13 protein-coding genes and 1 pseudogene are annotated in these 12,143 nt (G+C 66.6%); 12 read left to right on the top strand and 2 right to left on the bottom strand.

The genetic code is table 11. From position 1 onward, the window contains the following. From ADL12_RS40365 to ADL12_RS40355, 3 genes and pseudogenes are all read left to right on the top strand, one after another. A pseudogene (locus tag ADL12_RS40365) lies at positions 1–564 on the top strand (TetR/AcrR family transcriptional regulator); the annotation flags it as partial. A gap of 180 nt (positions 565–744) precedes the next feature. Beyond that, positions 745–966 (top strand): hypothetical protein, encoded by a 222-nt coding sequence (locus tag ADL12_RS40360; RefSeq protein WP_482262913.1) that lies wholly within the window; start codon positions 745–747, stop codon positions 964–966. Between the two features lie 914 nt (positions 967–1,880). Next, complete coding sequence (locus ADL12_RS40355; RefSeq protein ID WP_159053451.1) at positions 1,881–2,786, top strand: hypothetical protein; 906 nt, start codon at positions 1,881–1,883, stop codon at positions 2,784–2,786. Positions 2,787–2,857: 71 nt separating this feature from the next. Here the strand turns inward: ADL12_RS40355 and ADL12_RS40350 are convergent, their stop codons facing one another. Beyond that, positions 2,858–4,486 carry a tyrosine-type recombinase/integrase gene (locus tag ADL12_RS40350; protein WP_062712740.1) on the bottom strand — a complete coding sequence of 543 codons (1,629 nt, stop codon included), beginning with the start codon at positions 4,484–4,486 and terminating at the stop codon, positions 2,858–2,860. A 177-nt stretch (positions 4,487–4,663) separates the two neighbouring features. Between ADL12_RS40350 and ADL12_RS40345 the strand changes: the two genes are divergently transcribed. The 3 genes from ADL12_RS40345 to ADL12_RS40335 all read left to right on the top strand — a co-directional run bounded on the left by ADL12_RS40345 (position 4,664) and on the right by ADL12_RS40335 (position 7,422). Continuing rightward, the gene (locus tag ADL12_RS40345) at positions 4,664–4,858 is read left to right on the top strand and encodes a hypothetical protein (protein WP_062712738.1); all 195 of its coding nucleotides are present in this window, start codon (positions 4,664–4,666) and stop codon (positions 4,856–4,858) included. Between the two features lie 310 nt (positions 4,859–5,168). Beyond that, positions 5,169–6,104: a recombinase zinc beta ribbon domain-containing protein gene (locus ADL12_RS40340; RefSeq protein ID WP_062712736.1), complete on the top strand. Its 936-nt coding sequence runs from the start codon at positions 5,169–5,171 to the stop codon at positions 6,102–6,104. Between the two features lie 403 nt (positions 6,105–6,507). Then, positions 6,508–7,422 carry a hypothetical protein gene (locus ADL12_RS40335; protein ID WP_244188235.1) on the top strand — a complete coding sequence of 305 codons (915 nt, stop codon included), beginning with the start codon at positions 6,508–6,510 and terminating at the stop codon, positions 7,420–7,422. A gap of 148 nt (positions 7,423–7,570) precedes the next feature. On the opposite strand, the gene ADL12_RS40330 is transcribed toward ADL12_RS40335, so the two are convergent. Continuing rightward, on the bottom strand, positions 7,571–8,383 hold the full coding sequence (locus ADL12_RS40330; RefSeq protein WP_062712732.1) for a helix-turn-helix domain-containing protein: 813 nt from the start codon (positions 8,381–8,383) through the stop codon (positions 7,571–7,573). A gap of 362 nt (positions 8,384–8,745) precedes the next feature. On the opposite strand from ADL12_RS40330, the gene fabG reads away from it, so the two are divergent. The 6 genes from fabG to ADL12_RS40300 all read left to right on the top strand — a co-directional run bounded on the left by fabG (position 8,746) and on the right by ADL12_RS40300 (position 12,133). Continuing rightward, entirely contained in the window at positions 8,746–9,450 is a 705-nt protein-coding gene (gene fabG, locus ADL12_RS40325) for a 3-oxoacyl-ACP reductase FabG (protein WP_062712730.1), read from the top strand. 147 nt (positions 9,451–9,597) lie between these two features. Beyond that, positions 9,598–9,942: a hypothetical protein gene (locus tag ADL12_RS40320; protein ID WP_062712728.1), complete on the top strand. Its 345-nt coding sequence runs from the start codon at positions 9,598–9,600 to the stop codon at positions 9,940–9,942. A gap of 192 nt (positions 9,943–10,134) precedes the next feature. After that, positions 10,135–11,097 carry a ParB/RepB/Spo0J family partition protein gene (locus ADL12_RS40315; protein ID WP_062712725.1) on the top strand — a complete coding sequence of 321 codons (963 nt, stop codon included), beginning with the start codon at positions 10,135–10,137 and terminating at the stop codon, positions 11,095–11,097. 117 nt (positions 11,098–11,214) lie between these two features. Continuing rightward, the gene (locus tag ADL12_RS40310) at positions 11,215–11,541 is read left to right on the top strand and encodes a hypothetical protein (RefSeq protein WP_062712724.1); all 327 of its coding nucleotides are present in this window, start codon (positions 11,215–11,217) and stop codon (positions 11,539–11,541) included. Further along, positions 11,538–11,762, top strand: coding sequence for a hypothetical protein (locus ADL12_RS40305; RefSeq protein ID WP_244188234.1), 225 nt, complete (start codon positions 11,538–11,540; stop codon positions 11,760–11,762). Before ADL12_RS40310 ends, ADL12_RS40305 begins: the two co-directional genes overlap by 4 nt. A gap of 29 nt (positions 11,763–11,791) precedes the next feature. Continuing rightward, entirely contained in the window at positions 11,792–12,133 is a 342-nt protein-coding gene (locus tag ADL12_RS40300) for a hypothetical protein (protein ID WP_159053449.1), read from the top strand. The last annotated feature ends 10 nt before the right edge of the window (positions 12,134–12,143 follow it).

The raw sequence follows: 12,143 nt of genomic DNA, 5'->3' as shown, positions 1-12,143 counted from the left end.
AGCGGCAGTTCCGCGCTTCGGGCTACAACGGCACGAGCGTCGACGACATCAGCGCCGCGACCGGCCTGGGCCGCGGCAGCCTCTATGCCGCGTTCGACGGCAAGCACGGCGTGCTGCTGGAGGCGATGGCCGGGTACTTCGCCCGGCTGGGGCAGGGTCCGCGGAAGGCGCTCGCCGGACCGGACGAGGGCGCCCTGGAACGACTGCACGCATACTTGCTCCGCGCCGTCCACGGGGTGCCACTCGCCCCCGACGTACCCGCCGCCCCCGACCGGGCGGCAGCCGCCTGCTTCGCCGCCAAAATGGCCCTGGAGATCGGCACCTCCGACCCCGAGGTCAAACGCCTGGCCAACGACTGCTTCTCCGTAGTCCGGACGGCCGTGGCCGAGTGCGTGCGAGCGGCACAGCGCAACGGCGACATCGACCCCGACGCCGACCCCGACGACCTCGCCTACCTCCTGCTGACCATCATCCGCGGGAGCGACGTCGTCGGCGCGTACGGCCACAGCCCCGACCGCCTCACCGAACGCGTTCGCCTTGCTGCCCCGCCCACGCCACCACTGACCAGGGCACAGCCGACCGCGCCGCACCGGCATCCGACGCGGCCGGCCCACCTCGACGCCGCGCAGGCACGGCCCGCAGGTTCACCCGCCGCCGTGACCTCGTGTGTTGGCGCGTTCTGTGGTGTTCCGGGGGTATGCGGGGTGGGCACTGTGCTGGGTGCTTCGGACGTGAGGCGGGGCCGTGGATGCTGCTGCCCAAAATGAGGGCCAGGACCCGCTTGCCGACCGTCTGATCAGGGCCGGTGCCGCGTTCGAGGACAGCGCGGAGATCGCCGAGGCCCGTGCCACGGCCCGCGGCTTCCTCACCACGGTGAAGGCCGTGCACGGGCTGCCGGTGTCGGAGCGGGCGATGGGCATGATGCAGCTGGTCGTGAGCGAGCTGGTCACCAACGCGCGGAAATAAGCGCCCGGCCCGTGCCTGCTGGACCTGGAGATCGTCCAGTACCGGAGGTTCATCGCCGAGCGTGGCCTGTGGTCCGCCGCCGAAACCGCGGTCCCGGTCTGAACGCGTCCGAAACGGCAGCCCGCCGTCGGTGTTCCAGACAACGAGAGTCGGCGCCCGACGCCCACGGCAACCCGACACGGAGAGCAGAACGGTCCTATCGCCCTCGAACCATGTCCCCCTCGGCGTCCCCGACCATCCGCCGAAGCTGAAGAAACAGCATGCCAGAGGCGCTCTTACAGACCATGCCGCTCACCCCCTCCGATACGGACGACGCCCACTGGCACACATCCGCTAGGCTGTCCCTGGTCGGTCGTTGGTACGGCGCCCTGTCTGCTCCAACCGCAGTGCAGAGAGCTCCACACCATGTCTGCCCAGCGGGCTTGTTCTCCTTGTCGAAGATCCACGCCCTGGATTTTCGACAAGGTTTTCCACAAGCCCCTGCCTTCGTAGCTCAGGGGATAGAGCACCGCTCTCCTAAAGCCTGGGACACCTTTTCAATGCATCACCCACACATGTGGCGTGACCTGCGAAAACACCGAGATTGGCCCTCTGGAAACGGTCTTCCAGGGGGCCATTTTCGCCCGGTGGGGACAGAGTGGGGACGCGGGGAATCCCAGTGGAACGCAGGCCTCGAGTGGGACAGCGTCGCCTCGGCGGCGTGGTGCCTCGACTCTCGTTGCTCCGTGGTGTGTCATGGCTGGCGGGTTGGAGCACCCGGCCGCGCGTCTGGCTGAGCCCCCGTTTTCGCCAGGCGCCTTGGACACCGGTCAGAAGCCTTCGCTGCTTCCTCGACGTTGAGTCCGATCACGCATGCAGCGCCGTCTCGCAGGGGGCCGATGCGGCGTGGGAACAGCGCGATGACTCTCCACGGGATGAACTCCACGGCCTCGCGGCAGCGTTGCACCGGCGAGTCCTATCAGTCCCTCCAGGCCCTCCTGGTTGCGGGTGAAGATGCCTGCCGGATTCCTGCGGCTCTTCCTGCGCAGGCCGAGCTGGAGGCCGCGATCGCTCTGCGGGTCGCGAAAATGGGCGGTCTCTCCAAGCATCCGTGGGGCATTGAGAAGCTGGTCCCGCGCGCGGATCAACTCAACGTCGATCTTCTCAATGAGCCGTACGTGGTTTCGTATTGGGCGGAGATGTTGCTGCCGCGGCTCGTGGACGATGTCTGCGACGTGCGTGACGCGATCAGTGGCGTGGGGGGCCTGCGGTATCGCTCGAGTTCGAGTGCGGTGCGCCTGTTTCGGCCTGGCATGGTGGGCTCAGTGCTCCTGAAGGGTTTCGATCCCCGGTGGTGGGAGCGCATTGCTCGGCGCATCTACGAGCGTGAGCCACGCACGGCCGTGTTCGTGGAGTCTGACTGGAGCCGGCGGGAGCGCGCTGCGGGCAGGGCTTCGCGTGAGTCATCGGTGATGGACCCTGCGATTGCTTCCGCGCTGCTGCGGCGCGTTCGCGCGACCTGCGGGCTTGGGGAAGCCAATGGAACCGACGTGTGGTGCAGTGCGATCGGCCACGAGACGTTCTGGACGTTGGAGGCGACCGATGGGCCTGCGTGTTCCGAGCTGGCACCACTGCTCACGGACGGTCCGACCGGTCTGGGGTGGCGGGTCAATACCTTCAACTGTCTTTGCGAGCAGGGGCGTGATGGCTGCTCGGTGAACATGACGGCCTGGGACGAGTCAGTGAGTGTGCGCTATTTGAACCTGCGGTGGGGGCGCTTGACGATCACTGACCAGACGCGGGCGTCGATTGCGGAGATGAACCGGATGGCGTTTCGCTGAGGCGCCAGTTCCGAAGAGAGAACAGCCGGTGGCCCACCGGGTTCGGTGGGCCACCGGCTCTACGCGGTTGGTCAGGCAGCAGTTTCGGCAGGGCTGGAGGTGCCGCCTTCGTTGCGGACGAGGACGAGTTGGGGTGGTCCTTGCGGGGCGGCTTCCGGAGCGGGCACTGGCTCGCGGTCGCCGTCCGGCTCTGTGGGCGCTGGTGCGGCGCCTCGGCGCGGTACGAGGTCCACTGGTGCGTCGGCGGCGGCCTGCTCGAACTGCGGCATGAGTGACGTGTAGGTGTCGGCGGTCAGCGAGTACGAGGCGTGGCCGAGGAGAGCTTGGATGGCCTTCATGGACAAGCCGGCGGCGAGGCTGAGGGATGCGGCGCAGTGCCGGAGGTCGTGGAGGCGGATGGGTGGGAGGCCGAGCCGTTTGATGAGGCGTTCGAAGGCTTGGGAGACGTTGTCGGGGTGCCAGGGTCGTCCGTCGGGCTGGGTGAAGACGTAGCCGCTGTTTACGTATGGCCCGTACTTGTCGGAGTCCTCACGGTGCTTGGCTTCCCACTGTTCGCGTTGGGCCTTTTGGACGTCGCGCCAGGCGGTGAGGAGGGCGAAGGTGGCGGAGTCGAGGGTGAGGGTGCGTTTGCCGCTGCGGCTCTTGGGGGTGTCTTCCCAGACTTCGTAGGCGGAGTTGGTGACGAGGGTTTCGACGATGTTGGCGGTGCCCTTGGTCATGTCGAGTTCGGTCCAGGGCAGGCCTGTTGCTTCGCCGCGGCGTGGTGCGCGGAAGACCATGAGGTGCCACATGGTGTACATGGGGTGTTCGACTGCGGAGTCGAGGAACTGGCCGGTCTGCTCGGGGGTCCAGACCATGACGGGGCCGGGCTTTTTGCCGGTCTCGCGCCAGCGGGCGACGCGTTCGTCTGTCCACACGAGCGGGTCGGGGCGCTCGTACTTGGGGATCTTGACGAGCTTGGCCCAGTTCTCGGTGATCAGCTTCTCGGCGACTGCGTCCTGGAGGGCTGCGGAGAGGGTGTCGAGGAACTTCTTCTGCCTGCCGGGGCCGGTGTCCTGGCGTGGCTTGGTGCGGGCTTCCTTGAGCGCAGCTTTCGCTGCGTTCCAGTTCTGGCGCAGCTCGGGCGGGCGGGGCGTGGGGGCCGTCTTCCATGCCTTGTAGGCGGCGTCGCAGGCTTCTTTGGCGTGCTGGGCGGCGAGGCGGTTGGCCTTCTTGACCTCGTTGAGCTCCCAGATTTCTTGGAAGACTTCCTGGATGTGGCGGTCGCGGAGTTCGCGCATCTGGAGGTGGCCGAGGCCGGGTATGAAGATGCGGTTCAGGTAGTCCTCGTAGTCGTCGCGGGTGCTGCGCTTGAGGTCGACGCGCTTCTTGAGCCAGCGGTGTAGGTATGCCTCGACGGTTTCTCGTGAATCGACGTCGATGCCGTTGTGGGCTTCGTCCCACAGCTTCTGGGCCGCTTTTTCTGCGGCCTTCTGCGTGAGGAAGCCGCCCTTGCGGGGGCGGCGGCGTTCGCCGCGGGGGCCGTCGGGAAGTTTGACGTAGTAGTACCAGGAGCCGTGGTCGCGTTTCTTCAGCAGCGGGCAGTCTGAGCCGATTTGGCGGAGCTTGGCTTTGCCGTTGCTGTGGAGGAGCGGCTGACCGTTGCTGTCGAGTGCCGGCTCCTTGCAGGCGCATCGCTTGTAGGTGCTGCCGTTGAACACGCGGGGCCCCCTGGTTTGGGCTGGATCATCCTTACGTGTCCTGATCTTGCTGTAGCGAAGGAGACGCTTCCTTGGCCGTCGTATGCTTCCGGTCAGGTGGCGCGGGGAAGAGGGATGTGACCACCTATGACCTCATCTGTGACTGCCTCTGGCGTGCCTGCCCGTACACGGGGTGGGATGTCGGTTGAGGAGCTGCGTTCGTTGCCGGCGGCGGTGAGCGTGGCGACGGCTGCGCGCGCTCTGGGGATCGGGGCAGACAAGGCGTACGCGTTGATCAAGGCGGAGAAGTTCCCGGCGAAGACGATCCCCGTGGGCGAGACGCAGAAGGTTGTGACGTTGAGCTTGTGGGAGGCGTTGGGCGTGCCTTCGTAGGGTGATGGGTTGCGCCCTATGGGCTCGGCCGGCTGTCCTGCCAGGTTGGCTGGTCGGGCCCTTTTGCGCTGGTCATGGGCGCACGGGCCGCGTCTTTGGTTGACGTTGTTTACGCCTCAACGGTTGCAGTGACGTGCACCACACTCCCGCCACGGGTTGGCCTTCTGACGTGCACAAATAACCTGCCACCTGTGCACTTACTGCCCTCTCAAGCCATGACAGCCATGCGTTCCAGATATCGTGACCTATTACGGAGGTATGCGATTGCTAAGCGGCAGGCGATCAGGCTCCCACTTGGGGATGGAGACTCATGGCACGGCTGTCTGGCTACCAGAGCCGCCGGGGTGGACTGCACCTCGAGGAGGCCAGCGCCCTGCGTAAGGCCACGTCTCGGCTGTTCGCCGGGCAGAGCAGGGCTGAGACATGCCGCTGGATGAACAAGCAGGGCTATCGCACCACGTTCGGGAATGAGTGGGTTCCCGAGGTCCTGGTCCGGGTCCTCAGCCACCCGCGTATGGCTGGTCTGGATGATGAGGGCAACCCGATCGAGGACTTCGGTGAGACGGTCCTCACTCCGGATGAATACCGGCGTCTACTGAAGCTGTTCGCCGAGCAGAAGAGCCAACAGCCCGAAGCGCGGGAGGCTTTCGAGTACCTGCTGACCGATGGTGTGGCGGAGTGCGGCGGCTGCAAGTACGACATGGTGGGGACGCGGGTGACCGGCGATGCCGATCCGTCCTACCGCTGTCCGCCGCCACGGGTCAGACAGCCTTCGTGTGGACGAGTCCGGATGAATGCCGACCGGCTCGAAGACGCGGTGACCGAGGAGGTGCTTGCTGAGCTTCTGCGCCCGGGCGCTCAGGAGCACTTGGGGCGGCTGCTGGCTGACATCCGGGCCGAAGCGGAGCGCCTCAAGGAGCACATCGCCGGGGCCGAGAAGCGGTTCGAGGAACTGCGCAACATGCGCGACGTGCTGGTGGAAGCCGCGTACGCCGCTGCGGAGAAGGCCACGAAGGACGACCTGCGCCAGTCGCGCAATCGGCTGCGGTTCCTGGAGCAGATGACGGATTTGCCGATCGACGGCGTCACGAATCTGGTGGAGTGGTGGAATTCGGCTCCACGAGCCTCGCAGCGTGCACTGGTCTGTGTGGAGATCGTCAAGGTGCGTGTGCTGGCAGTGGGCCGGGGCAGGCACCGCGATCCGAGTGAGCGGATTCAGATCGACTGGCGCAAGCCGTCCGCCTGATCTTCAGCGCCTGCCCCCAGGTCGCAGCACTCTCCCGGCCCCCACGGCCCTATGTTCTGGCTGTCTGGGCATCGCAGCAGCTTCGAATCGGCAGGCTGCCGCGCTTCCGAGACGTGGCCTGACGGCCCGAGCGGCGCGCGTTCCGAGACGGAGTGTCGGCGTACGAGCTCACCCACATGGCTGCGTACAAGCTCAAGTACAGAGATCCACATGCTCCAACGGGGATCGCAAATGGCGGGTGCCGGGGCCGCCCGACCTTGGCCTTGTCGGCCGCTCCAAGTACTCCAGAATTGACGTTCGCTGCGTGGCTGGTTTCGTCGATGCCCCCTTCCTCACCTGCGGGTCAGGCACTACTGCTTGACGAGACGCGAGGCGGGGCCCAGAGCGGGAAGGGACACGTGCGATGACTCATACGGGGAGCACCGGTGAGAGAGGTCTGGGGATCAGCAGCCCCGAGGAGCTGGCCGCCTCCAGTCAGGAGGAAATGACGTCGTTCGACGAGATCTACGACCAGCCAGACCCCAGAGACTTCTTCCGCGTCCTGGGCCGCTGGAACTATCAGACGCCGCAGCACGCCCAGGGGGTATTCCGGCGCATGGCCGCCGCCCGCGCGCGAACCGCCCACACCGCCGGCCCGGTGACCGTGCTGGACATCTGCTGCTCGTACGGCATCAACGCGGCTCTCCTCAACCACAACCTGACGTTGGAAGACCTATATGCCCACTACGCATCCCCGCAGGCAGCAGCACTCACCACGGCTGAGCTAATCGAGTGGGACCGGGCCTACTACGCAGCTCATCGACGTCCCGAAGCGGCCCGAGTGATCGGACTCGACATAGCTGCGAACGCCATCGACTACGCGCTCGCCGTCGGTCTGCTGGACGAAGGCTTCGCCGAGAACCTGGAAGTGGCTCCTCCCACCGCTGCCCTCCGGCGCGCCGCGCAGCCCACGCGGCTGATCACCATCACGGGCGGGGCCAGCTTCCTGTCCCCCCGCACTTTCCAGCCGCTCCTTGCCGCCGCCCACCGACAGGTGTGGGTCGTGGCGTTCGTTCTGCGTACCGGCTCCTACCAGCCCATCGCTGAAGGACTGACGCCCCACGGTCTGATCACCGAGAAGGCGGCTGCCCCTACGTACCCGCAACGCCGTTTCACGAGTGCGCACGAGCAGCGGCACGCCGTCCATGCGGTGATCGCCGCCGGCGAAGATCCCCGCGGGAAGGAGACCGACGGCTACTTCCACACCGCGGTACACCTGTCACGGCCCACGAAAGACACCACAGCCTTTCCGCTCGACACCCTGCTGCTCGACGTATGAGCACGGTGCACGTAAGCGCAGACGATCGGCGCCCGGCCTATGTACGTGAGGTCGCACTTCGCTCTACAGATGAGGTCGTACCCCGAGACGGAGCACTGCTCCTGGCCTGAGGGGCGCAGGGAGGGTGAGGGGCGGATCTTCTGGCTGCTCAGGTCGCCAGGGGGTGAGCCTCGGCTGCGGGTACGACGCACATGAACCGCTGGCTGTAGTCGCTGAGCGGTGCATAGGCGCGGAAGACGACTTCGAATTCCTCGTCCCCGTGACCGGGCAGGTAGACCCAGCGCCGGTCACCGTCAGGGTGAGTGACGGTCGTCAGGTCTTCCTCGAGGATCCTGCGCGCTGCCTTGTCCCGCTCCTTGATCTGGGCGATGACCTCGGCCAGACGCTCGTTCTCCGGGTGTGCGCGGGCTCGCAGCCTGAGCTGGGAGGCCATGGGCTTGGCCCAGTCCTCTTCCCAGTTGATGAGCTGCATGCGGGCCTCGGGGAAGGCCAGAGCCCAGATCATGACGTTGACGCCGTGCTTCATCCACGGCCAGTCGCGTTCGCTCGCCTCGTTGTAGAGGAGCACGTCCCACGCGAAGTCCGAGATATAGGCCGGCCAAGGCTGGACACGGATGAGAGCTGCGGTCGAGGGGTCGAGGTTCGAAGCGTCCGGTCGATACTGCAGCGGAGGTTCCTGGCTCGTGGCGTACACGAAGAGGGTGTGGCGCTGGGCTGGAGTGAGGTCGAGTATGCGCACGATGCGGTGCAGCCACTCCACGGAGGGGTTCTTGGCGCGGCCGTGCTCAAGCTCCCGGACCCATGTCGTGGAGACTCCCGTGAGTTGGGCGAGCTCTACCTGCTTGATCCCGGGCTTGGTTCTGGGGCCGAACCGGGCGGTGAAGCCCGGCACCTGGTTGGGGTCGCGCTGGGCGCGCCAGGCCTTGAGGAATCGGCCGATCGGGGGCAGAGCTGTTGACATCCGCTTTAATACTCAATCTTCGACAGGTAAAGGTATAGGAAAGACTTAGAGGACCCTAACGTCTTCGTGATAGATCGCGAACTTCAACCCCCTGTCACTCACCTCACACGAAAGATGCCCATATCGGGACACACCCGGGCGTGGTGAAACGTGGAGCGCAAGTGGGGGTGGCACAAGTCGGGGTTGCGGCCGGTTTCGAGCCATAGCGGCGTGGCCGAGATAACTGACCAGCCAGTGCAAAGTAAAGGGGTCTTAACGGATCCCTAACGGGATGTTCGAGACAAACCGCCCTGACGGCTCGGCGTGACCTGCCGAGCCAGCGGGTGGCCCTGCTCCGACGAGTCCCGAGAGGTGACACCCCTATGACCCGCAGCGTCTTCATCACCGGTGGCAACCGAGGCATCGGTTTCGAGATAGCCAAGGCCATGGCGGAGGGCGGAGACAGGGTCGCGATCACCTATCGCTCCGGGGAGCCTCCGGCCGGGTTCCTCGCCGTCAGGTGCGACATCACCGACCCCGAGCAGGTCGAGCTGGCATACAAGCAGATCGAAGCCGAGCACGGCCCGGTCGAGGTGCTGGTGGCAAACGCGGGCATCACTCGCGACGCACTGCTGCTCCGTATGTCGGAGGAGGACTTCGCCGACGTCATCAACACCAACCTCACTGCCGCCTACCGGGTCGCCAAGCGCGCCAGCCGCGGCATGTTGCGCGCTCGCTCCGGCCGCCTGATCTTCATCTCCTCTGCCGTCGCCATGCTCGGCGAAGCGGGGCAGTCCAACTACGCGGCCGCCAAGGCGGGATTGATCGGCTTCTCCCGATCGCTGGCGCGCGAGTTCGGCTCCCGTGGCATCACCTCCAACGTCGTCTCCCCGGGGCTTACGGCTACCGACATGACTGCGGTCCTCAGCAAGGAGCGGACGGAGGCCTTGCTGGCACAGATCCCGCTCGGCACCGCGGCACGACCCGAGGACATCGCGGCCGCCGTACGTTTCCTCGCCAGCGACGAAGCGTCGTACATCACCGGCGCGGTTTTGCCCGTCGACGGCGGCGTGGGCATGGGGCACTGAGCCCGCGGCCCCAAGCGCCCGGAAGGTACAGCCGTCCGATACGGCTGGCGGGGGCCGGGCCCTGGGGCAGGCGGCTGCGCCGCACCGGGGCAGCCGCCTTTGCGCAGGGCTGGACACGGGGCCGGCCCTGACGACGAGGGGGGCGAAGTGATCAATGCGCAGCGCATTGTGGCGCTCGCGAAACAGCCCAGTCCGCGAGGAACGGGCACCGACCAGATAGACGGCGCGGGGATCATCCGCGCGCTTAGCAGCCTGCACTGCGAGCCGGACCAGGCGGCCCAGCCGGTCCCGTGGAGCAGCGGACTGTGTGCGATACAGCCGCTGGAGACCGCAGGTGACGGGGCGTTGATCGCGGCCGAGGATGCGGTGCGGGTCTGCACCGTGTGTCCGATCCGCAACAGCTGCCACGCCGCCTTCCTGCCGGGCGCGCCCATTGAAGTTCAGCGGTGGCGTGAGCGAGTGGATGGGGGCGGGCGCCCGCTCGCGCAGTAGCGGTAGACCGACCTGTGGGGCGTCGAGGATCCTCGGCCCCCACAGGTGTTTCCGCAGTTCAGAGCCCCATTCCGAGCGTGGTCGAGGTCACTTCCCGGAGGTTGCCCGGGAGTGGACACCCCTCTAATGGAGAGTAGAATTTAGATACAAGGTGAGGGCAGGGAAACTCACCAACTACCTCTTGGAGCCACAGTGCAGCGCGTCGTGAAGATGTCCCAGGTCCACCGCAACCCGCGCCAGCCGCGCGAGTACTTCGACCAGGACGCGCTGAACGAGCTGGCCCAGTCCATCGACAAGTACGGCCTCATGCAGGCCATCGAGGTCCGCGCCGACAACGAGCAGGGCGGCTACGAAATCGTCGCCGGCGAACGCCGCTGGCGCGCCCACCAGATCCTCGGCCGCACCAAGATCCGCGTCACGATCACGTCAGAGAAGAGCGAACTCCAGCGGTTCAAGCGGTCGATGTCCGAGAACGTCACCCGCGAGGACATGACTCCCTTCGAGGAAGCACACGGCTACCAGCGCATCCTCGATGAGGAAGAGGGCGCGACCATCGAGTCCGTGGCCGCCGACTTCGGCAAGACGACCACCTACGTCAAACTGCGCCTGGCGCTTCTGGATCTGCGCATCGAGGTCCAGGAACTGGTTCAGGACGGAAAGATCGGCACGCAGGCGGCCGTTCAGATAGCCGCGCTCAGCCTCGCCAACCAGGGTGCGGTCCTCTCGAAGTTCGTGCGCGGAGAGTTCGCTGGCGACAACGAGATCGTGCACTTCGCCTTCGCGATGAAGCAGCAGCAGGACCAGGCCGTGCTGATGATCGTCGAGGAGATGACGGAGGAGCAGCGCACCGAGCGCGCCGCCGCGCAGAAGAAGACCCGCACCACGCTCGACAAGATCGAGCAGGTCCGTGGACTGCTCGACGAGATCGCCCGTACTGAGCCGATCAAGCTCGCCGAGATGCTCGACGGGCAGGTCGGGGCGCGGCTGGAGCAGCTCGACCGGGTCGCCGAGTCGCTGACCAAGGCGCGCTTCCAGCTCAAGCAGGCCAAGGCGCACGCCGAGGCGAAGGTGCTGGTGACGGTCAACCCCGAGGCCGAGGCGGACAGCGACGCCGAGCAGACGGACGGCGCAGAGCGCGAGCCGGTCGCAGCCTGACCGCAGGCCCGGGGTGCGCGGGCGAGGCCCGCCCGCGCACCCGCCGAACTGGGCCGCGCTCACCGCGCTGCGGCCCCTCACTAACTTCGCCACCTCATAGGGGGAGACAGCTCCGTCATGCGCTACACCGCGCCACTTACCCGCGCCCAGGCCGAGCAGCTCGGCAAGGATGTCGGCATGATCGTCGCCTTCGCGGCCAAGGCCCTCAACCACATGCACGGCGTGAACATCGACCGCATCGTGCAGTCCTTCACGTCCTCGTCCGCACTGGAGGTCACCGCCGCCCGGTACTTGAGGGCCCTCGAGGAAGGTCACACACCGGGAGAGGCGGCAGGCCGGGCCGGGACCGCTCTCATCCTCGACTGGGCGGACGCGGTCCTCGAAGCCAGCGGATCCCGGCAGTCGGACACGCCGTCGGCCCCGGCCGGGGAGTCGACCAAGTGAGCACGGGGGCGGGCCAGGACTGGACCGGCATGAGCCGCGCCGACTTCGACGAAGCAGCCCCCAACCAACTGCCGGTGCCAGCAGGCCCCGTACGGATCCCGGCCAAGCCCGATGCGTACGGCACCACGGCCCTGTTCGGCGAGCCGACTCCCGGCCCGCAGTCGCGCCGGGAACGACCGATCAGGCCAGGCGCCACCGACGGCCAGGACAAACTCTTCTGACCGCGACGCACACCTTCCGAGGAGCTGCCATGAGCGAGAACACCAAGACCCCGCACAGCGATGTTCGTGCCGCCCCTCACCGGCAGCACATGTGGTCACACGTCCGCCAGCGATCGAGAAGGAACATCGTGGTCACCACTCCGGCCGTCATCGATGCCTACGAGACGCTCGGCACCGTCGCCCCCGAGTGCGGCGAGTGCGAAGGGACGGGCATGGTGACCTACTTCCACGGACCGTACGAACGGGAGCGGGAATGCGACCGCTGCCACGGCCTCGGCCGCCACCTCCCTTGCCCGCACTGCACCGACGGCACCCAGCCCGATACGGGCGGGACCTGCGCAACCTGCGACGGGTACGCCTCACCCTGGTGACCCGAGATAG

The sequence above is a fragment of the Streptomyces regalis genome, from assembly GCF_001509475.1.
Lineage (GTDB): Bacteria > Actinomycetota > Actinomycetes > Streptomycetales > Streptomycetaceae > Streptomyces > Streptomyces regalis.
The sequence above is the reverse complement of the archived record's forward strand: the minus strand, read 5'-3'. Positions and strand labels throughout refer to the sequence as shown.